This is a genomic window from Pseudomonas sp. LB3P81 (genome assembly GCF_054897965.1).
Map to the genome: position 1 here is coordinate 2,224,418 of NZ_JBUBVG010000001.1, position 21,028 is coordinate 2,245,445.

14 protein-coding genes and 2 pseudogenes are annotated in these 21,028 nt (G+C 58.9%); 11 read left to right on the forward strand and 5 right to left on the reverse strand.

Going from position 1 to position 21,028, the window contains the following annotated elements; genetic code table 11:
• Positions 1-99: 99 nt before the first annotated feature.
• On the reverse strand, positions 100-594 hold the full coding sequence (locus tag ACYZTL_RS10315) for a CS1 type fimbrial major subunit (protein ID WP_461951704.1): 495 nt from the start codon (positions 592-594) through the stop codon (positions 100-102).
• A gap of 503 nt (positions 595-1,097) precedes the next feature.
• Here ACYZTL_RS10315 and ACYZTL_RS10320 point away from each other — a divergent pair.
• Together ACYZTL_RS10320 and ACYZTL_RS10325 are read left to right on the forward strand one after the other, a co-directional pair.
• A complete protein-coding gene (locus ACYZTL_RS10320) occupies positions 1,098-1,673 on the forward strand; it encodes a PadR family transcriptional regulator (RefSeq protein ID WP_461951705.1) in 576 nt (191 codons plus the stop codon).
• Complete coding sequence (locus ACYZTL_RS10325) at positions 1,670-2,455, forward strand: siderophore-interacting protein (RefSeq protein WP_461951706.1); 786 nt, start codon at positions 1,670-1,672, stop codon at positions 2,453-2,455. The genes ACYZTL_RS10320 and ACYZTL_RS10325 overlap by 4 nt, the downstream gene beginning before the upstream one ends.
• Before the next feature lie 168 nt (positions 2,456-2,623).
• Here ACYZTL_RS10325 and ACYZTL_RS10330 read toward each other — a convergent pair whose 3' ends face one another.
• The gene (locus tag ACYZTL_RS10330; RefSeq protein ID WP_461951707.1) at positions 2,624-3,265 is read right to left on the reverse strand and encodes a Pr6Pr family membrane protein; all 642 of its coding nucleotides are present in this window, start codon (positions 3,263-3,265) and stop codon (positions 2,624-2,626) included.
• Between the two features lie 2 nt (positions 3,266-3,267).
• A complete protein-coding gene (locus tag ACYZTL_RS10335) occupies positions 3,268-3,498 on the reverse strand; it encodes a VF530 family protein (RefSeq protein WP_461951708.1) in 231 nt (76 codons plus the stop codon).
• Between the two features lie 280 nt (positions 3,499-3,778).
• Between ACYZTL_RS10335 and ACYZTL_RS10340 the strand changes: the two are divergent.
• From ACYZTL_RS10340 to cmoB, 7 genes and pseudogenes are all read left to right on the forward strand, one after another.
• Positions 3,779-3,984, forward strand: a pseudogene (locus ACYZTL_RS10340) (carbohydrate porin); the annotation flags it as partial.
• Between the two features lie 272 nt (positions 3,985-4,256).
• On the forward strand, positions 4,257-6,674 hold the full coding sequence (lon, locus tag ACYZTL_RS10345) for an endopeptidase La (protein ID WP_461951709.1): 2,418 nt from the start codon (positions 4,257-4,259) through the stop codon (positions 6,672-6,674).
• Positions 6,675-6,929: 255 nt separating this feature from the next.
• Positions 6,930-7,846 (forward strand): annotated as a pseudogene (locus tag ACYZTL_RS10350) (IS110 family transposase).
• Between the two features lie 188 nt (positions 7,847-8,034).
• On the forward strand, positions 8,035-8,427 hold the full coding sequence (locus ACYZTL_RS10355) for a protease inhibitor I42 family protein (RefSeq protein ID WP_461951710.1): 393 nt from the start codon (positions 8,035-8,037) through the stop codon (positions 8,425-8,427).
• A gap of 2 nt (positions 8,428-8,429) precedes the next feature.
• A complete protein-coding gene (locus ACYZTL_RS10360; RefSeq protein ID WP_461951711.1) occupies positions 8,430-9,065 on the forward strand; it encodes a lysoplasmalogenase in 636 nt (211 codons plus the stop codon).
• 217 nt (positions 9,066-9,282) lie between these two features.
• Positions 9,283-10,062: a carboxy-S-adenosyl-L-methionine synthase CmoA gene (gene cmoA / locus ACYZTL_RS10365; protein WP_174602671.1), complete on the forward strand. Its 780-nt coding sequence runs from the start codon at positions 9,283-9,285 to the stop codon at positions 10,060-10,062.
• Entirely contained in the window at positions 10,059-11,015 is a 957-nt protein-coding gene (gene cmoB, locus ACYZTL_RS10370) for a tRNA 5-methoxyuridine(34)/uridine 5-oxyacetic acid(34) synthase CmoB (protein ID WP_461951712.1), read from the forward strand. Before cmoA ends, cmoB begins: the two co-directional genes overlap by 4 nt.
• A 149-nt stretch (positions 11,016-11,164) precedes the next feature.
• Here cmoB and tadA read toward each other — a convergent pair whose 3' ends face one another.
• Both tadA and ACYZTL_RS10380 read right to left on the reverse strand, forming a co-directional pair.
• The gene (gene tadA, locus ACYZTL_RS10375; protein WP_461951713.1) at positions 11,165-11,662 is read right to left on the reverse strand and encodes a tRNA adenosine(34) deaminase TadA; all 498 of its coding nucleotides are present in this window, start codon (positions 11,660-11,662) and stop codon (positions 11,165-11,167) included.
• Positions 11,662-13,038 carry a multicopper oxidase family protein gene (locus ACYZTL_RS10380; RefSeq protein ID WP_461951714.1) on the reverse strand — a complete coding sequence of 459 codons (1,377 nt, stop codon included), beginning with the start codon at positions 13,036-13,038 and terminating at the stop codon, positions 11,662-11,664. The genes tadA and ACYZTL_RS10380 overlap by 1 nt, the downstream gene beginning before the upstream one ends.
• Positions 13,039-13,258: 220 nt before the next feature.
• Between ACYZTL_RS10380 and ACYZTL_RS10385 the strand changes: the two genes are divergently transcribed.
• Together ACYZTL_RS10385 and ACYZTL_RS10390 are read left to right on the forward strand one after the other, a co-directional pair.
• Entirely contained in the window at positions 13,259-16,357 is a 3,099-nt protein-coding gene (locus ACYZTL_RS10385) for a membrane-targeted effector domain-containing toxin (protein WP_461951715.1), read from the forward strand.
• Positions 16,358-16,547: 190 nt separating this feature from the next.
• On the forward strand, positions 16,548-20,855 hold the full coding sequence (locus tag ACYZTL_RS10390; RefSeq protein WP_461951716.1) for a membrane-targeted effector domain-containing toxin: 4,308 nt from the start codon (positions 16,548-16,550) through the stop codon (positions 20,853-20,855).
• The last annotated feature ends 173 nt before the right edge of the window (positions 20,856-21,028 follow it).

Genomic DNA, 21,028 nt, shown 5'->3' on the forward strand with positions numbered 1-21,028 from the left:
CTCTGATTACGAACAAGTTGAAGTCCGGCGGCCAAGCCATATGGGTTGCCCGCCGGATAACGCCGCTTCAAGAACCAGCGCTTATTGCTGATCGTTCGATCAAGGAGTAGTGACAACCGGAGGCACAGCGTCGAAGGTCATGGCGACCACGCCGGTGTAGTCACCCGGTTGGAAAGTTGTCCCTTTGGCACTGATTTTCAGCGGCGCGCGGTAGTTCACATCGGACTCGGATTCACCCACGACCATTTGTGGAGTCAGGGTCAGTTCCTTGTTGTTGAACTCAACTTTCAAATCAATGGCTTGGGCGCCAGAGATCAGTTTCGGCGCACTTTCCAGGCTGGCGTGAACCGAACCGTTGTTGTTGCGCACGTCGAAGAAGCCGTTGACTTCACGCATTTTGCCGGTGGTCGGCTGGAAGCTCATGTCCTGGTCCTTGTTGACCAGGTCCGAGTCAGTCGGAACCACATAGAAGCCATTAGTTGGCACGTGAGCAACAAGGCTGATGGAATGAGCCGCTTCGCCCGCAGCGAAGGCCAGGGAGGAGTTGAGAGCCAGTACAGCCAGTGGAGCAGCGATTGCGAATTTCTTGAACATCATTCAGTACCTGTTTTCTTTAAGGGATCGGTTCATTGAAAGTTCAAACAACGCATTCCGAAAGGGTCGTGTTGGTTTTGACTTTCAACGCTGGGGCATGATCGACTGTTCGTTCTGGAATGTAAGCAGGCAACTTCCGATGGACGCGTAGTTAAACTACTCCACGAAAGGAAAGAAAAAAGTTCAAAATATCGAAATACAAAATAGCGACTGTAAGTTATGCCCTACCTACAGTTTCAATGAAAAAACCATACAGCGACTTCAACTAGCGATACCGCCGCCTCGCATATTTTAGAATATAAGCTCAACTAATATTAGAGCGATAGCTTTAACTTCCCCGCGAACACGGTCGCGGGCATCAAAAGTATCCGCCAGCGCTCTCAATGCAGATTGGACGCGCATCACCACTCGTCGGCCAATGCGACAGGTTCTCAAAAAACGCCTTGCCCACCAATTAAGATATATCTTAAGTTATGTCTAAACATGACGAGAGAAGCAGAAAAATGAGAGACCATCATTCCCCCCATCGCGAACACGGCGACGGCCGCGACGGCTTCGAGAAACGCCCCGGCCGTGAACGCGGCGGTCGCGGTCCGCGAGTTTTCGCCCCAGGCGATCTGAAGTTGCTGCTGCTGGCGCTGATCGCCGAGCAGCCCTGCCACGGCTACGACCTGATCCGCCAGATCGAAGGCATGTTCGATGGCGCCTACAGCCCCAGCCCCGGTGTGATTTATCCGACCCTGACGTTTCTTGAAGAAAGCGAAATGATTCAGGGCGATGCCGATGGCGGAAAAAAACGCTACAGCGTGACCGACGCCGGACGTCTGTCTTTAAGCGAGCAGGCGATTGCCCTAGACGGCGTGCGGATGCGCATCGACGTCAGCAAGCGTTCATTGCGTGGCCACGACAGGCCGGCCGAGATCCATGAAGCGGTGCATAACTTGCGTCATGCGCTGCAAATGCACCATGGGCGCTGGAGCGCGGAAGAAATCCTGCGGGTGCGCGACCTGCTCAACGACACCGCCAAAGCCATCGTCGATGGCCCTCTCGTGCAACCCTTTCAGGAGAACGCCGAATGACTGAAGTGATCGAGCACACCATTCACCGCGTCATGCATGAAATCAAACGCCGTCGTCTGGAAGTGCTGCGAGTGGTCGACCTGACCCCGCGCATGCGCCGCATTACCCTGGGCGGACCTGAACTGGCCGGGTTCGTCAGCCTCGGTACGGACGACCACGTCAAATTGCTGTTCCCGCAGAACGCGGCCGAACAAGCGGCCCTGGAAACGATGGTATTGGGTGCCGGCAAAGACAACCGGCCGATGCCGGCGATGCGTGATTACACGCCACGGCGCTATGACCTGGACACGCTGGAGCTGGACATCGACTTCGTGCTGCACGGCGACGGTCCTGCCTCGACCTGGGCCGAACAGGCCGAACCCGGGCAATTCCTGCACATCGGCGGGCCACGGGGTTCGATGATCGTGCCGGACATGTTCGACAGCTATTTGCTGATCGGCGACGAAACCGCCCTGCCCGCCATCGCTCGACGCCTGGAGGGCCTGGCGGCCAATCGCCGGGCGTTGGTGGTTATCGAAGTGGAAAACGGCGCGGAGCAGCAGAAGCTTGAAAGCCCGGCGCAGGTCAATGTGATCTGGGTGCTGCGCGAGGGTGGCCGGAACAACTTGCTGACCAGCGTGAAACAACTGCAAGTGCCCAGCGGCAATCTGTACGCGTGGGTGGCGACCGAGACCAAGGTGTCGCGACAGATTCGCCGGGTGCTGCTGGACGAGCATGGCCTGAACGATCAATTCGTGAAAGCGGTCGGCTATTGGCGGCTGGATGACAGCGACGACGAGTGACAAAAAGTGCAAGGCTGGCAGGCTTTCTGTGGCGAGGGAGCTTGCTCCCGCTCGATTGCGCAGCAATCGTAAAACCTGTGAACCGTACTTATCAGGCGAATCGCGATTTCAAGGTGTGGGGCTGCTTCGCAACCCAGCGGGAGCAAGCTCCCTCGCCACAGGTAACGTTCACCTTCGGCAGTGTCTTCGGTCCAGTCCGATCACCAGCAACGAAATAATCACAAACCCCACCAACAACCCACCCGCATTCACAAACACCTGTGGATAACCCAATTTGTCGACACCGATGAACGGATAGGGATAAACCGCCAGCAGATGCCCGCGCAGCAGCGCATAAGCGAAGTACACCAGCGGGTAAATCACCCACAGCGCAATGTGCCGCAACCGCAACGTGCCCTTGGGCACACACAACCACCACCAGGCCAGAAACAGCAGCGGCATGACGACATGCATCAGCTCATCGGCCAGCCATTGCCAGCCTTCGGGATGCCACAAATGGCGTAACAAGACGTTGTACCCCAGGCCGACCACGACGATGCTCACGGCAATTCCACTGCTCACCCACGGCTGCAAAAACCAGCGTCGCGCTGCCGATTCGCGTGACGTCAGTTCACAGGTCAGCACCGTCGCCACCAGCGTATTGGTCAGCACGGTGAAGTAACTGAAGAAGCTCATCAACCCGCCCAGCAGACTGGCCCCCAGCGTCCAGCGCGAGTAGAAAATCAGGTACATCTGAATGCTCAGTCCCGCCCAGCCGAGGACTGCGGCCACGGCCACAAAGCGACGTCGCACGGTTGGCGGGATGACCATGTTCAGAGCGGTCGCTTGGTGCGTATCAACTTCACGTACAGACGCTCGACCTTCTCCCGCGCCCACGGGGTTTTACGCAGAAACGTCAGGCTCGACTTGATGCTCGGGTCACTCTTGAAGCAACGGATGTCGATGCGCTCGGCCAGCCCCGACCATTCGTAATGTTCAACCAGAGCATTGAGGATTTGCTCCAGTGTCACGCCATGCAGCGGGTTGTTGTTCTGTTCGGTCATGCCGGGCCTTCGAGCGGGAATGAAATGGAAGGCGCGCACCTTAGCCGAGGGGCTGGTCGGGTGGAAGGGCTGTGCGCGCTATCTGTTAAATGTAGGTGACCTTGAAAAGATCGCAGCCTGCGGCAGCTCCTACAGGCGTACACCTTCCAATGTAGGAGCTGCCGAAGGCTGCGATCTTTTTCGATCCGAAAGAATTCATGTCGGTAAAAGCGCTTTCTCTATTTGTAACAGAACACTCTCCTGTACTCGATAAGCTGAAACGATTCTGCCATTCAATCTTCACGAGGCCCGTGCGGTCTACGCCTTCGATGCCCCGTCCTTCCTGCCACCGCAAGACACCGAATACAGCGCCGAACTCTATTACGGCGTGCACATCACGAACTGGCTGACCATACCCCGAACCTGCAATACATCCGCCACCCCGGTGGCGTGGACAAGGTCGATGACGCGCTGATTGGCGGGATCAAGATCCAGTCGTCGCTCTAGAGAACCACGCAAAACCTTGTGGGAGCGGGCTTGCTCGCGAAAGCGGTGGATCAGTCGGCATCAATGTTGAATGTCAGACCGCTTTCGTCGGAACGCCGCCCGGAGCAAGCCCGCTCCCACAGGAGACCATGTACATCAGTAAATGACCGGCCGGCTGCCAGCCCGCCAAGACCTGTCCAGATCCTGAACGCACACCCGGAAATATCCCCCGCCATTGAAAGCACCCCCCACCTGCCCCATCTAAGACCCATACCCCATTGTGCAGGTGCCCCATGAGCGACCAGCAGGAATTCCCCGAAGACCCGAGCGAATACGCCGACCCAGAGAACGCCGAACACCACTCCACCGGCAAAGGCCTCGCCCTGCCCGGCCAGAACCTGCCGGACAAGGTCTACATCATCCCGATCCACAACCGCCCGTTCTTCCCGGCCCAAGTGCTGCCGGTCATCGTAAATGAAGAACCGTGGGCTGAAACGCTGGATCTGGTGAGCAAATCCGATCATCAATCCCTGGCTCTGTTCTACATGGACACGCCCCCGGAAGACCCGCGCCACTTCGACACCTCGGCCCTGCCGCTCTACGGCACGCTGGTCAAGGTGCACCACGCCAGCCGCGAAAACGGAAAACTGCAATTCGTCGCCCAAGGCCTGACCCGCGTGCGCATCCGCACCTGGCTCAAGCACCATCGCCCGCCGTACCTGGTGGAAGTCGAGTACCCGCACCAGCCGACCGAGCCGACCGACGAGGTCAAGGCCTACGGCATGGCGCTGATAAACGCGATCAAGGAACTGTTGCCGCTCAACCCGCTGTACAGCGAAGAGCTGAAAAACTACCTCAACCGCTTCAGCCCCAACGATCCGTCGCCGCTGACCGACTTCGCCGCCGCCCTTACATCGGCCACCGGCAGCGAACTGCAAGAAGTGCTCGACTGCGTGCCGATGCTCAAGCGCATGGAAAAAGTCCTGCCGATGCTGCGCAAGGAAGTCGAAGTCGCGCGCCTGCAGAAAGAAATTTCCGCCGAAGTGAACCGCAAGATCGGCGAGCACCAGCGCGAGTTCTTCCTCAAGGAACAACTCAAGGTCATCCAGCAAGAACTTGGCCTGACCAAAGACGATCGCAGCGCTGACATCGAACAGTTCGAACAGCGTCTGGAAGGCAAAGTGTTGTCGGCACAGGCGCAGAAACGCATCGAAGAGGAAATGAACAAGCTGTCGATCCTCGAAACCGGGTCGCCGGAGTACACGGTCACCCGCAATTACCTCGACTGGGCAACCTCGGTGCCGTGGGGCGTGTACGGCGAGGACAAACTCGACCTCAAGCACGCGCGCAAGGTGCTGGACAAACACCACGCCGGCCTCGACGACATCAAGGACCGCATCCTCGAATTCCTCGCGGTCGGCGCCTACAAAGGCGAGATCAGCGGCTCCATCGTCTTGCTGGTCGGCCCGCCGGGCGTGGGTAAAACCAGTGTCGGCAAGTCCATCGCCGAATCCCTCGGCCGGCCGTTCTACCGCTTCAGCCTCGGCGGCATGCGCGACGAAGCCGAGATCAAGGGCCACCGCCGCACCTACATCGGCGCGCAACCGGGCAAACTCGTGCAGGCGTTGAAAGACGTCGAAGTGATGAACCCGGTAATCATGCTCGACGAAATCGACAAGATGGGTCAGAGCTATCAAGGCGACCCGGCTTCCGCACTGCTGGAAACGCTGGACCCGGAACAGAACGTCGAGTTTCTCGATCACTACCTGGATCTGCGTCTGGACCTGTCGAAAGTGCTGTTCGTCTGTACCGCAAACACCCTGGACTCGATCCCCGGCCCGTTGCTGGACCGGATGGAAGTCATTCGCCTGTCGGGTTACATCACCGAAGAAAAAATCGCCATCGCCAAGCGTCACCTATGGCCGAAGCAGCTGGAGAAGGCCGGCGTGTCCAAAGGCAGCCTGAGCATCAGCGACAGCGCGTTGAAAGCGTTGATCGACGGCTACGCTCGCGAAGCCGGAGTGCGGCAGTTGGAAAAACAACTGGGCAAACTGGTGCGCAAAGCCGTGGTGAAGCTGATCGACGAGCCGAAAGCGGTGATCAAAATTGCTCCCAAGGACCTGGAAGCCTCACTGGGCCATCCGGTGTTCCGTAACGAGCAAGTGCTGTCCGGCACCGGCGTCATCACGGGCCTGGCCTGGACCAGCATGGGCGGTGCAACCTTGCCGATCGAAGCGACGCGGATTCACACGCTCAACCGGGGGTTCAAACTCACCGGGCAATTGGGCGACGTGATGAAGGAATCGGCGGAAATCGCCTACAGCTACGTCAGTTCGAATCTGAAGTCGTTTGGCGGCGATCCAAAGTTCTTCGACGAGGCGTTCGTCCACCTCCACGTGCCGGAAGGTGCCACCCCGAAAGACGGTCCGAGCGCGGGCGTGACCATGGCCAGCGCGCTTCTTTCGCTGGCGCGCAATCAAGCGCCGAAGAAAGGCGTGGCCATGACCGGCGAACTGACGCTGACCGGGCATGTACTGCCGATTGGCGGGGTGCGCGAGAAGGTGATCGCGGCGCGGCGGCAGAAGATTTTCGAATTGATTCTGCCGGAGCCGAATCGTGGGAGTTTTGATGAATTGCCGGATTATTTGAAGGAAGGGATTACTGTGCATTTCGCCAAGCGGTTTGCGGATGTGGCGAAGGTGTTGTTCTGATAGTGATGTAGCGTCTGCGAGATCGCCTTCGCGAGCAAGCCCGCTTGTGTCTATGCCTAGGGATAAACTCTGGGGTGAGAGAGGTGAATGGCAAGCTGTAAGTCCGCGGTGCTCAAAGCACGTGTGGGAGCAGAGCTGCCATCCACCTTTCCACTCTGGCCCATAAGCCCGAACAGTTGGACGAGCAGCCACTCGAAGTCACAAGCGTGGGCAAAGCCAGAGCACTCTCACATCTGAGTGTAAGAGGGTTTTGCCATGATTTCCTGGGTTGGGATCGACATCTCAAAATCAAACCTTGTCGTCTGGGTTAAACCGCAGAACGAAGGTTTCGACGTTTCAAATACTTCAGAAGGGTTTCTTGAGCTGATTCAACGATTGAGTCAGTTTGACGTCGGCATGATTTTGCTAGAGGCCACCGGGGGCTATGAACGCAATGCCATGGCAGCCCTGCAAGGCGCAAACTTCAAAGTTCTCAGAGTCAATCCTCGCCGAGCCAGATACTTTGCGGTGGCAATAGGCAAGAACGCGAAGACCGACGCTATCGATGCAGCTGTTCTAGCGGACTTCGCTGAAGTGCTGAGTGCGTCACGCAGCAAGGTTATTTCGCCTGAACGTGAAGCGCTGCGCGAACTGGTTCAGCAGCGTGAGCACTTCGTCCAGCAACGAGACGACAATAAGCGCCGACTTCAGCAGGCTCAGCTACCCGCCGTTATCGCGTTGATCAAAGACCATGTTCGCTACCTGCAAGCGCAGATCAAGCAGCTCGATAAAGTCATCAATCAGAGCATGCGCGATCTGGATGCAGAAAAAGCCGAACGGCTCATTTCCGTTAAGGGTATCGGTACGGTCGCCACTGCCAGTTTGCTGGTTTATCTACCCGAGCTAGGCGAACTTGATCGCCGGGAGATTGCGGCCTTGGCGGGAATCGCGCCCTTGAACGAGGACAGCGGCAATCACCGCGGGAAACGTCAAATATATGGAGGACGAGCCCGTGTTAGACGTGCACTTTACATGTCTTGCTGGGTCGTAATTCGCCATCAGGCCGACTTCAAGGCTCGCTATGACGGTCTTCGAGAGCGAGGCAAGAGCGCGAAAGTCGCGCTCTTGCCTGCATGCGGGTGCTGTTGATCAGGCTGAATGCCATGCTACGCGACGGCACCGAGTGGCGGTGACGAATGGCATGGTGAAGACAGTTGCTCCCACATTAGACCGAGTAACCAGCTCAATACTCGATCAATGTGGGAGCGGGCTTGCTCGCGAAGGCGTCGGCACTCACAACGCGGAATCCCGGCGCTGTCACAATTTGTCTCATCTTCAGTTATGCTCACCGTTCGTCGTGAATGCCGGAGCCACTGACCTCATGTCCCCCACCCGCCTGTTTGTCCCTCTCGCCCTCTCCTTGCTGGCCGCCTGTGCCTCGCAACCGAAGCACAACGTGACCGTGGAAAAACAGAGCGAATGCCCGCTGAAAATGAGCAGCGGACAAAACCTGATTCTGACCCTGCCGAGCAACCCGACCACGGGTTACCGCTGGGCGATCCAGGATTCGGCCGGTGGCGTGTTGCGCGCATTGGGGCCAGAGGTTTATCGCAACCCGGAAGATGCCGGTGTCGTGGGTGCGGCCGGTGTGTCGACCTGGCGCTTTCAGGCATTCACCGCCGGTTCGGGGCGCTTGCGTCTGACCTCGCAACAACCGTGGGCACCGGAAGTGTTGCCGGTCGAAACCTTCGACTGCGCGATCTCGGTTAACTGATCGTGGGTTGGCTGATACTGGCGCTGATGGGCGCGGTGACCTTCCTCTACGGGCTGAGCGTGCACGCCGCGCTGCTCTGCCTGTTGGTCAAACCGTTGCCCGTGCTGGCTTTGCTCGGTTGGCTGCACGACGCGCCACCCAGTGAGTATCGGCGCTGGATCAGCCTTGGATTGATCTTTTCCCTGCTAGGCGACGTGTTGCTCGCGTGGCCGGGGGATCTGTTCGTGTTCGGGCTTGGGGCGTTTCTGGTCGCCCACCTTGCCTACTTGAAAGCGTACTTGAGCGATTGCCGGAGATTGGCGGTGCTGCCGCTGATCCTCGCGCTGGGCGTCGGTGCAGTGCTGTTGGGAATTTTGATCGCCAATGGTCTGGGTCCGCTGCTGGTCCCGGTGATCGTCTACGGTCTGGCCATCAGCGCCATGCTTTGGCGCGCGCTGGCTCGCCTTGGCACCGACGTGCCCAAACGCTCGGCGCTGCTGGCGGCGGCAGGCGCGGTGGCGTTTGTGTTCTCCGACAGCGTGATTGGCATCAATCGGTTTGTCGCGCCGTTTCATGCCGCGCCCTACGTGATCATCCTCAGTTATTGGCTGGGGCAATGGGGCATTACCGCGTCGGCGTTCACCCAGAAAGTACGCTGACCCTGTGGCGAGGGAGCTTGCTCCCGCTGGGCTGCGAAGCAGCCCCAAAACCATTCAACCGAGTTTGAACCGATGCACCCGACTACCCGGGTTTACGACTGCTGCGCAGCCGAGCGGGAGCAAGCTCCCTCGCCACAACGGGTTTTACCCTCTTAAGCCGAGGTGAGTCCGGCGGTTTATCAGACAACCCGCGCATCCCCGCGCCAAGTTGGCTAAAATGCCGGCCTTTTCCACCTACGCCGCTGGAACCGCCGTGAGCAAAGAACCCGATCGCCTTTTCGCCCAGCCTTTGGCCCAGGTGCCTGACTTCGCCTTCAACGAGGACGTGGTGCGGGTGTTCCCGGACATGATCAAGCGCTCGGTGCCCGGCTATCCGACCATCGTTGAAAACCTTGGCGTGCTCGCCGCGCAGTTCGCCCAGCCGAATAGCGTGCTTTACGACCTCGGCTCGTCCCTCGGTGCGGTGACCCAAGCCTTGCGTCGCCACGTGCGCACCGATGGCTGCCGCGTTATCGCTGTGGATAACTCCGCAGCGATGGTCGAACGCTGCCGCGAGTACCTCAACGGCCAGGACTCGATGTTCCAGGAGCTGCTGCCGGTCGAAGTGATCGAAGGCGACATCCTCGCCCTCGACTTCCAGCCAGCCTCGGTGGTGGCGTTGAACTTCACGCTGCAATTCATCGCCCCGGACCAGCGCACCGCGCTGCTCAGCCGCATCCGCCAGTCGCTGCTGCCCGGCGGCGCGCTAATCCTCTCGGAGAAGCTGCGTTTCAACGACCCCGAAGAACACGCGCTGCTCACCGACCTGCACGTCGCGTTCAAACGCGCCAACGGCTACAGCGAACTGGAAATCGCCCAGAAGCGCAGCGCCATCGAAAACGTCATGAAGCCCGACAGCCTTGAAGAACACCGCGAGCGCCTCTTGGCCGCCGGGTTCTCGAAAGTCGTGCCGTGGTTCCAGTGTCTTAACTTTGCCTCGTTGATTGCCTTGCCATGATTGATCTGTCCCCCCTCGCCCGCCGTCTGGCCGGCACGCCGCTGGCCGATTGGGCCAACACCTTGCAGGCGCAACTCGACAAGAAAATGGAGAAAGGTCATGGCGACCTGGAGCGCTGGCAGAGTGCGCTGGACGCCTTGCCAAAAATCCAGCCGAGTGAAGTCGACCTGCTTAACGGCCTGACGCTGGACACCGATTGCGACGCCGAAACCCGCGCACAAATGCGCACCGCGCTGATGGGGTTGTCGCCGTGGCGCAAGGGTCCTTTCGATCTGTTCGGCGTGCACGTGGATACGGAATGGCGCTCGGACTGGAAGTGGTCGCGAGTCGCGCCGCATCTGGACCTGAAGGGCAAACGCATCCTCGATGTCGGCTGCGGCAATGGTTACTACATGTGGCGCATGCTCGGCGCCGGTGCGGACAGCGTGATCGGCGTCGATCCGAACTGGCTGTTCTTCTGTCAGTTCCAGGCGGTTCAGCGTTACTTGTCCGAGCCGAATGCCTGGCACTTGCCGTTTCCCTTTGAAGACCTGCCGCCGGAACTCGAAGGTTTCGATACCGTGTTTTCCATGGGCGTGTTCTACCACCGCCGTTCGCCGATCGAGCATTTGCTGGCGTTGAAGGATTGCCTGGTCAAGGGTGGTGAGCTGGTGCTTGAGACGCTGGTGATTGAAGGCGATCAGCAGCAGGTGCTGGTGCCGGAAGACCGTTATGCGCAGATGCGTAACGTGTGGTTTTTGCCGTCGGTGCCGGCGCTGATGCTCTGGTTGCGGCGTGCCGGTTTCACGGACGTGAAGTGCGTGGATGTCAGCGTGACAACGGTCGAGGAACAGCGCGGAACGGAATGGATGAAATATCAGTCGTTGAGTGATTTCCTTGATCCCGAGGATCACAGCAAGACCATTGAAGGACTGCCGGCGCCGATGCGGGCGGTGATCGTCGCTCGCAAATAAATCACCCATCTCCAAACCACTGGAGATCCCAATGTGGGAGCGGCGGTGCGACGATTCGACTTGCTCGCGAAAGCGGTGGATCAGTCGACATCAATATCGACTGATACACCGCTTTCGCGAGCAAGCCCGCTCCCACATTGGGTCCGTGTTTATTCTGCTGGTTTTGCGCGGCGGGCCTTGAAGAACTCGCTCAGAACAGCCCCGCATTCTTCCGCCAACACCCCGCCTTCAAACAACACTCGATGGTTGAGAAAGCCCTGGGTAAAAAACTGCCCCTGACTCTGCACAATCCCCGCCTTCGGCTCCAGCGCGCCATACACCACCCGCGCAATTCGGGAATGCACGATCAGCCCGGCGCACATGCTGCACGGCTCCAGCGTCACATAGAGCGTGCTGCCCGGCAGGCGATAATTGCTGGCGGCCAACGCCGCGGCGCGGATCGCGACCATCTCGGCATGCGCGCTTGGATCGTGGCGGCTGATCGGGCAGTTGAAGCCGCGACCGATGATTTCACCGTCCTGTACCAGCACCGCGCCCACCGGCACTTCCCCCAGCGCCGCGCCTTGTGCGGCCAGCGCCAGGGCTTCGCGCATGAAGTCGCGATCACGACTGCGATCGATAATTGCGGCGGGACGAATCTGCCTCATCACGCCACCTCGATGGCGGCCATCAGGCCGGTTTCCATGTGGTCGATCACATGGCAATGGAACATCCACACCCCAGGGTTATCCGCCACCAGCGCGACTTGCGCGCGCTCGTTCTTGCCCAGCAAATAGGTGTCGGTGAAATACGGAATCACCTTGTGCCGGTTCGAGGCGATCACCTTGAAGCTCATGCCGTGCAGGTGAATCGGGTGCTGATACTGGGTCATGTTCTTCAGTTCGAAAATGTAGCTCTTGCCCTTCTCGAGCTTGGCAATCGGACGGTCGGCGCAGGTCTTGTCGGTGATGTCCCAGGCCTTGCCGTTGATCTGCCACAGGCTTGGCGGCCGCCCGTTGTCGACGTTCACCGACACCGAACCGACCCATTCGAAATTGAAGTTGAGTTTCTCGGCATTGGCCAGGTCCGGCTCGGCCACCGGGTTGGCGGGCAGCGCGGGCGGCCATGGGGTCTGCGCGTCGGTATTGGCCACAGAGCGGAACGTACCCACGCGAACCGGGCCATTGCGCAGGGACAATTCTTCACCGGCCGCAGGCGCCTTGATCGCCAGGCAAATACGCATGCCCGGACCGAGCCAGTATTCCTTACCCAATGGGCGCGGCTCGATGGGGTTGCCGTCCAGCGCGTAGATCTGCGCTTCGACACCGGGAATGTTCAGGCGATAGGTCAGCGTATTGTCGAGGTTGAGCACGCGCACGCGGGTGATCTGCCCGGCAGGCAAATCGATCACCGCTTGCGACACGCCGTTGATCGTCGACAGACGCCCCGCCGTGCCACCACGGGCCGCTTCGCGGGGAATGCTGAATTCGACGAAGTTGCCCACGTCATCGACATGCCAACTCTTGAGGCTCAAGGTTTTCTCGTACTTGAAACCGGTCGGCTCGCGCTCTTCGACAATCAGCGGACCAACCAGCCCGCGACCCAATTCTTCGCTACTGTTGACGTGCGGGTGATACCAATAGCTTCCAGCGTCGGGCACGCGAAACTTATAGTCGAAATATTCCCCCGGCAGCACCGGCAGTTGCGAGACATACGGCACGCCGTCCATCTCCAGCGGCAGGCGGATACCGTGCCAGTGAATCGTCGTCGCCACCGGCAGGTGATTGATGAACCGCACCCGCAGCCATTCGCCCTGGCGCACGCGCAACTCGGTGCCCGGCGCCGACGGGCCGAACGCCCAGGCCTCGGTTTTGTGCCCGGCCACCAGTTCGACGTCCAGCGGCGCGGCGATCAGCTCATAGTCATGACCGGCGTCCGCGTCGGCCATCTTGCCCAGCCAGTAACGCGACGCGCCTCCCGCCCCCACGCCAACGACAACAAGACCGGCCAGGCCACCGAGGATTTGGCGACGGGAAAAGGACATGAACTCAACTACCTCACGTATCAGCGACAGGCCCGCAGGCCCGTAAAAGGCGAATACGATACACCTGCGGTTGAGAAACAGTAAGGGCGGCGCGGCGACTGGCCGCAGGCGGATCTGGCCTTACACGACCCCCCATCACGACAGGTAGTACATATGTAGCGCACTTTGCGGCAATCAATCGGGGATCCTCAAACGCCCACAGTTCAAGGAATGAACGCGCATGAACCCTATCCCAAGCACTCCGCTGCCCAATGCGGCGGACAAAGCCGCCCTCAAGGCCATCGCCGTCAAGGTTGTCGCCGCTTGCCCGAGTCTGCAGGACACCGCTCACGAGGTCGCCAGTGATTTGCTGACCAAGTTCGGCGTGGTCGGCCACGACCCCGACAAGGTCTACTTCCACCGCTTCAAATTCTCCAGTAGCAGTTCGGAGGCATTCACTGCCTGGGACCACTGCTGCACAAAACCCGTTGAATCCATGACCTTGACGCAACTGGTGATCCACCGGTTCCGCGTCGGTGATCAGGACAACGCCGATATGCTCGATGTCGATTCAGGCTTCTACTCGGCGGGGCCGGAAGCCGACGAGTTCAACCACACCAATGAAATCCGCCTGCATGGCGATGAGGTGCTGAGGGAATTCTGGAACATCAATTTCAGCGACGTTTACCGCAATAAGTTGCAAACGTTCTGGAACGACTTCTCCCACGACTTCCGCACCCTGGCCAAGTGCAATTTCCTCAGCAAGGCCGTTGAAGCAAGGGATCGCGGTGTATTGACTGACGATGACTTTCAAACCGTGGTCAGCGCGGTCATCGGCCCGTTGAGCTGGCCGGTCAGCCTGCAGATGCTGCAATCCGAGAGCCCGGCGGGCCATGGGCTGCGTGTTTGCGCGCTGGATATCGACGGTCATGTGGCGACCAACATCCTGCGCATCACCGATCCGGAGGGCCGGCAAATCATTTACACGCCGGGCGAAACCGAGTCGTTTCATGTGCTGCAAACCCCGACCGACGTGCATTGGTGGTTCTTGCAACAGTTGAACGAAAAAGCCCCTCGCCAACTGTTCCTCAGCCATTTCCCACTGGCCGACCGTCATGACATCAACCAGAACATCACTGACCTGATGAATCGGCTCGTCAGCACCTGGGGCCATTCCGACCACCACATGCTCAATCAAAAAGACCAGCTCGTGACGAACGATGCCTTCAGCTGGATGCGAGACATGACCCAGTCGGCGATGTCCGCCGAGGCCGATCTGTCATTGACGTCCAATGGCGATCTGCGAAAAAAATTGTGGATCGGCTACCTGAGCGCCGGTTTGAAGGTGTTTGGCCCGATGGCTGCCGTGGGCTGGCCGGTCGCCCTGCCAGTGATTGGCGCCAGCCTCATCAACATGGGCCTGAACATCGATCAGGCCGTCAACGGCAAGACGTCGACCGAGCGCAAGGCAGGCGTTATCGGCGCGATCCTCAGTGGCATTGATGCCTTGTTCAACCTGCCGTTTTTGAAAGGCACGGGGTCACTGGCGGAAGTCGGCGCGGAGGCGGAAGCCACCGAGCCCCTTGAAGTCGCGCAACCCATGGAAGGCACCGCAGGAGAAGTCGAATCCGAAGAATCGAACTGGATTGTGCCGGCCCTGGAACAGGTGTCACCCACCGCGTCTGAAACGGTGCAAGTAGCCGAGATCCCGCAAACCTTTCAATCCAACGAGCTGCTGGACGGCTACACCCCCGTCGCTGAACCCGGAAAGTTTGAGGGGATCTACCGGCTGGACTCGGATCCTCCCTACGCCATTCTGATGAACGACACCGCCTACTACGTGCGTTACTTCGATGCCTCACAGGGCGACGGGTTTTGGGCGATCGTCGATCCGGACAGGCCGAACCAGTTCATCCACTCACTGCCGGTGCGCTTGAATGCCGAAGGTAACTGGGAGCGCATGACACAACTGGGACTCAAGGGTGGAGGCCAGTGCCTGGGCAAGGAATGCACGGTAGAGCTGGAGATGGACGTTCGCGAACCCGTATCAGGCGAACCAGAGCAACCTGCACCTGAAGCGGGCTCGATGCCTGACCCGCCGCTCACCGAACCTCAGCCCTCGACATCGACTCAAATTGGTTTGGTGAAAACGCCCTATGACGTCGATTTGGCGCGACGATCGGGCCTGAGTAGGTGGGCCCTGGAAGTACCTGAAACGCACTTTCGGATGCGGATCGGACCCATGGGCGGATTGGTCACTGTGGATCGGTATGCGTTGTACTTCGCCGAAAAAGCCAGATCACTACTGACCTCCGCCCTGCGTTTTTACCAAAACCTCCCGTGGGCCAACCTGCCGCCGCGCCCGCAGGTTCCAGCCGTCAATGCGTCAACGACCATAACGGACCTCCTCACTCAGGTTTTCCAGAACTCACCCGGGTTGGTCATCAGTGAAACAATGGGGCGCATTACCAGCATGCGGTTCATGATTGAAAACCTGGCAACTATGGCCAAGCAAGGCGTCAAGACCCTGTACGTGCGACGCCTGCTCAGCGATTTTGCCCAAGCCGACCTGAACGCTTATTTCAAGAGCGGCGTCATGTCCAAAGATCTGGAACAATATTTGACCCGCCTCGGCACCGACCCCTCGGGGCAATTCAATGAACTGGCGCTGGTAAAAGCCGCAAGGCAAAACGGGATTCGTGTCCAGGCCACCGACTGTGCAGCCACCTATAGAAAGTCAAGGCCGTTCGCGCGGGTTCAAGAGCAGATGAGTACGAACCATCTGACCGCCGACATCATGTTCATGGATAAATCCATGAATACGGTCAATAAGTGGGTGGTGTTGACCGGTGTCGAGAATACCAACACGTTCAGGGAAGTGGCGGGCATCAGTGAACTTGAAGGCGGCATTGGATTGCGAATTGAAGAAGTCAATCCGGGACAAGGTGAGCGTATTTCAGTAGACCCCGGCATCGCCATAGAAAGGGGGCCCTTCGCTCAGAATGAGTTGGCACGCGGAAAAGTCGATACCTTTTACGCCGATCTGCGCCTGCAAATGGAGGCACCTACCGTCACCCGCAACGAGCAGCAGCTAGACAGACTGCTCAGCCGTCCTGGCATGTATTGCTTTGAGCGGTCGGAAGGCGTTTACACGTTGTTTCACCGCAGTCATACCGAGCAGCTTGTGCAAACACCGGTCCAGACGCTCGCCGACGGGCGTTACTCCATTAATCGTCCGACCTGGGGTCAAGTCAGCGGCGTTCCCTTCGACAGCCTGGAGCAACTCTCCCAAAGCCTGAATCAAATGGGCCTGAGCCTGCAAAGCCGCATCCCGATCTGACCCACCATTAACCGAGACCGCGGGCGGGGCGTACGCGTCCCGCCCGCACCGGAATCGCACCCACCTCGGGACGTTTTCCCATACCCCCCGCCTATTGAGACGACAACCGATCAACCCGATTGCTGACAGACCTGCCCCGCGCCCCCTGAAATGATCGGATGACTTCCAACACCACGATCAAGGAAAGACTGTGGACACTTCAGAAAGCACAGCATTACCCAACGCCGCTGACAGGCTGGCACTCAAGGGTCTGGTACCCACGTTGATCCAGGCCTGCCCCGACATGTACGAAATGGCCTGCGAGGTTGCCAAAGATATTCTGCTCAAACACGGCATAACCCACCTGGAACCCGAGCAGGTTTACTGGCACCGTTTCAAATATTCCAGCAGCAGCGGGAAAGCCTTCACGGGCTGGGAACACCATGGCGCAAAACCCACTGAGTCCATGACCTTGCCGCAACTGGTGATCCAGCGGTTCCGCGTCGGCGATCAGGACAACGCCGATATGCTGGACGTCGATGGTGGCTTCTACACGGCGGGGCCGGAGGTCGAAGATTTCGACGAAACCAATGAAGTGCGGCTGCATGGCAATGAAGTACTGAAGGATTTCTGGGCGATCAACTTTGCTGATCTCTTCGATCAAAAGGTCGCTTCGTTCTGGACCAAGCACAGCAAGACATTCCGCACCCTGGCCAAGTGCACCTTCCTGGCCAAAGCCATGGAGGACCGCGAGGGCGGTCGGTTGTCGGATGACAACTTCCGAACCGTAATCAAAGCAGTGGCCGGGAATGTGAGCTGGCCGATAACGCTGCAGATGCTTGAAGAGGAAGTGCCGCCGGACGATGGACTGCGCCTCAGCTTGCTGAAAATCGGTGACTACGTGGCGACAGATATCCTGTGCATCATCGACGGCCATGGCCGAAAGATTCTCTACACACCCGGCGAAGTCTGGGGGCTGCACGCTTTCCAGACTTCCCGCGATCTGCATTGGTGGGTGTTGTCACAGACCCGCAAACCGGCTGACCGCAAGCGCTTCCTCGCGCACTTTCAGGTCGCCGACCACGACATCATGGAAGACACCTCCTGGCGCGCCGTGGCGAAAAGAAAATGGCTCTGGGCATTCGGGCCGGTGGTGGGTTTGGCCTCGACGTTATGGCGCGCACCGCATATCGAAAATGTCGGGCTCAACCATGTCCTGGACCTACTGGTCAGCACGTGGGACAGCGCCGATCACACCCTGATCGAACACACGAGCGAAGCGTTCCATGAGGATGCCTTCACGTTCCTCGCAAGCGCCACCCATGTGCGCATGATCAGCGATGCCACGTTCATGATGCACACCAATGGCGACCTGCGGAAAAAGTTGTGGGTCGGCTATCTCAATGCCTTCGGCCGCATGTTTGGGCCCATGGCAGCCGTCGGCTGGCCGGTGGCGCTGGCGGTCGTCGGTGCCGGTATCGCCAACGTCGGCCTGCAAATTGATCAGGCGATTAATGGCAAGACCCGTGGCGAGCGCAAGGCCGCAACGCTGGGCGCGATTTTCGCGACGATCGATACCCTGTTCAACGCAACCTTTATCAAGGGCAGTGGCCGTCTGCCGGAAATTGCCGAGGCCGAGGCCTTCTTCGTTCCTGAAGAAAAACTGGCCGAAGCGGCAATCGCCCGCACGCCGCTGCCTGCTCTGGAAGAGATCGCGCCGACTCGCATCCTGCCCGCGGAGCCGGAGGATTTTCTCGCGTCCTTCAAGACCGAAATCACCGAGGGCACCCGCATCGAAGCGGGCGAACCCAAGTTCAAGGAGATCCTCCAGACCGCGTCGGGCAAGCATTACATTTACATGCGCCGCGCGGGGAGCGGCGGCTATTACCAGGTTCGCTATGTCGAGCAACTGCGTGGCTGGGTGATTATCGATCCGAACAATCCCTTTTCGTTTTACCGCAATGTACCGGTGCGTTTGAACGAATACCTGGAATGGCAGCCCGCCGCTCGCACGGGCCTCAGGGGCGGGGGGAAGATTTTCGGCAAGTGGCCCTTCGGACACACAGCCGATCCTTTGCCCGAGGTGGAATTGCAGCCGCTGGCATACGACGTGCCACCCGCGTCGAGACCGGCACTGCAACCGGTGGCGGAAGCTGACGTCGATTACTTTCCGCTGGACCCGCAAGACAGCAGCGACCGTTTCTATCAAGACTTCAAGGCATCGCGCCGCACGCTGTACGACGACGCTGTCACCTTCTATGCAGGCCCTGAATTACCGCCGCGTCCGCTCGTACCGGCGTTCAAACCGACGACGTCGTTTGCTGAAATGACCAAGCGCCTGTTCCAGGAGAACCCCGGTCTTGTGATCGGACAAGACAGTTCCGGCATCGGCGCCAGACAGGTGCTGATCGACAACCTCAAGGCGTTGAACAAGCAAAAGATCAAAACCCTGTACATGGATCACCTGTTCACCGACTTCCATCAAGCGGATCTGGATATTTTCCACAAGACCGGCAAGATGCCGCCCGCACTTGAACGTTATCTGAAGGCGCTGGACACTCGCTTCGAGACCGACCCGGCCGGACCTTATTCCTATACCGAGCTGGTGAAAACCGCGCAGAAAAACCACATCCGCGTCCAAGCCATCGATAGCCTGGCCAGCCGGCGCTTTCCGCACATGGAGGGGACGACTGAGGCGAGCAGCCGGAAAATGATGAATTACTATTCGGCCACTACCCTGCGCGCCGATCAGGCCGCCCGGGGGGCTCACCGTTGGGTGGCGCTGGTGGATGAGGGTCGCGCCAGTACGTTCGATAAGGTCGCCGGACTCAGCGAACTGGAAGGTACAGTGGCACTGCGGGTTGATGAAGTCTCAGTGGGAAAGGCACAGGGGCTGACGGTTGATCCGGGCAAAAAGGTCAAGGATTTAATGGGATGGAACTTCGATGAACTGAAGAGCGACCTGCGCCTGCAACTGCGCGCCGAACCTGCGAGGGCTACGGTCCGCACCCTTGAGGAGGCGTTGCCCAAGCCCGGCAAGTTCATGTTTCAGGAGCCGTCCACTCTGGTTCACCGCAGTGGCGATGGCACCTTGGTGCACACGCCGGTCCAGCAGGATGGGGCCGGTTTTTTCATCATCCGTCCGAGATGGACCATGGTCAGCGGCCGTCACTTCGATAGCATGCATGAACTGGCCGAGGCCCTCGAACATGAAGGCTTGTCGCAGGTGCAGGTGCGCATTGATCCATTGGCCGGCCCCGGCACGCTGCCGGACATCGAACCATCGACCTCCGTCCCCGGCACAGTGGCGCCGCAAGCCCCCGACTTGACGATAACGGACCCACCTCGAATCACCTCGCCCTATGAGATCCCGGTGCAGGCGCGAGCCGAACTGAAAAGCGCTGTACTGGGCGGTGACCCTCGCCTGTTGAGCGACTCCATCGCTACGCTGGACGGTAACTCGTCCTATGACACGTTCAAGGCGCTGAGAAAACAACTGTATGAGGCTGCCGCGCGCTTTTATGCCGGACTGAGTCTTCCGACGCGTCCGTCGATTGCGCATTTGGAGGCAGGACTGTCCGCGCAAGCGTTCATCGAGCGATTGTTCGAGGAGTTCCGTGGGCTGGTTATCGGTGAAAGCCATGCCGATATCGGCAGCAAGCAGTGGCTCATCGACAATATGGAGGCGTTGGCCAACAAGGGCGTGAAGACCCTCTACTCCGAACACCTGCTCACGGACTTTCATCAGGCAGCACTGGACAATTTCGCCAGGACTTCAGTGATGCCTCGGGATCTTGAGCTGTACCTGCGCCAACTCGACGAAGGCCAGCTGACCGATCCGCTGCAACGCGACACATTTCTCAACCTGGTCAAGGAAGCCAACCGCCACGGCATACGGGTTCAAGCCATCGACTGCCTGGCCAGTTATCGGGTTGAAGGCATGACAGTCGCCGACCCGACGGCACGGCAGAAAATGATGAATTTCTACGCTCACACTGTCATCGAGGCTGACCAGGCCGCACGCGGGCCACACAACTGGGTGGCACTGATGGGGAACTCCCACTCGAACACGTTTGAAGGCGTTGCCGGTGTCAGTGAACTGGAAGGCGCTGTCGGCCTGCGCGCCGAGGATGTCGCCGAAGGTCGATCCGGGGGCATCGAACCTGATCCGGGCAAAAGTCTCTCCGATCAAATAGGCAAGAATGAGGCACTGGTTAAAGGCGACCTGCGCCTGCAAGTTGAAACGCCGTGGTACGTACGGTCGACCCCAGAGATTGAAAAGATGCTCTCCCGACCGGGTATGTACACCTTGAAAAAGGAACTGAGCGAAACTTTTCTGGTTCATCGCAGCCGCGATAATGCGATCGTACGGACAGATATCAACTTTGAATCCGGCCGCGTTTACATTGAGCGTCCGGCCTGGCCGACTGTTCATGAGAAACGCTTCGACAGCATCGAAGCGCTACTCAAGGCGCTTCCACCAGGCATGAGTTTGGCGGATTGGTCCAAACCCCTGTAACCAAAAAAGCCGCGTGAAACATCGTTTCACGCGGCTTTTTGTCGAAAACATTGTAGGAGCGAGCTTGCTCGCGATGGACGACAACGGTAACGCGTGCTGTCTGAATAAACCCGTTGTCGTAACGTCCATCGCGAGCAAGCTCGCTCCTACAGGGAATGCGGTGTAAACCTATT

Bases quoted from the DNA above. Each gene is read 5' to 3' on its own strand.
- cmoA (WP_174602671.1), top strand. From the start codon at position 9,283: ATGCCGGCCTTTTCCACCTACGCCGCTGGAACCGCCGTGAGCAAAGAA.
- ACYZTL_RS10335 (WP_461951708.1), bottom strand. From the start codon at position 3,498: ATGACCGAACAGAACAACAACCCGCTGCATGGCGTGACACTGGAGCAA.
- ACYZTL_RS10315 (WP_461951704.1), bottom strand. From the start codon at position 594: ATGTTCAAGAAATTCGCAATCGCTGCTCCACTGGCTGTACTGGCTCTC.
- ACYZTL_RS10385 (WP_461951715.1), top strand. From the start codon at position 13,259: ATGAACCCTATCCCAAGCACTCCGCTGCCCAATGCGGCGGACAAAGCC.
- lon (WP_461951709.1), top strand. From the start codon at position 4,257: ATGAGCGACCAGCAGGAATTCCCCGAAGACCCGAGCGAATACGCCGAC.
- ACYZTL_RS10380 (WP_461951714.1), bottom strand. From the start codon at position 13,038: ATGTCCTTTTCCCGTCGCCAAATCCTCGGTGGCCTGGCCGGTCTTGTT.
- ACYZTL_RS10320 (WP_461951705.1), top strand. From the start codon at position 1,098: ATGAGAGACCATCATTCCCCCCATCGCGAACACGGCGACGGCCGCGAC.
- cmoB (WP_461951712.1), top strand. From the start codon at position 10,059: ATGATTGATCTGTCCCCCCTCGCCCGCCGTCTGGCCGGCACGCCGCTG.
- tadA (WP_461951713.1), bottom strand. From the start codon at position 11,662: ATGAGGCAGATTCGTCCCGCCGCAATTATCGATCGCAGTCGTGATCGC.
- ACYZTL_RS10355 (WP_461951710.1), top strand. From the start codon at position 8,035: ATGTCCCCCACCCGCCTGTTTGTCCCTCTCGCCCTCTCCTTGCTGGCC.
- ACYZTL_RS10325 (WP_461951706.1), top strand. From the start codon at position 1,670: ATGACTGAAGTGATCGAGCACACCATTCACCGCGTCATGCATGAAATC.
- ACYZTL_RS10330 (WP_461951707.1), bottom strand. From the start codon at position 3,265: ATGGTCATCCCGCCAACCGTGCGACGTCGCTTTGTGGCCGTGGCCGCA.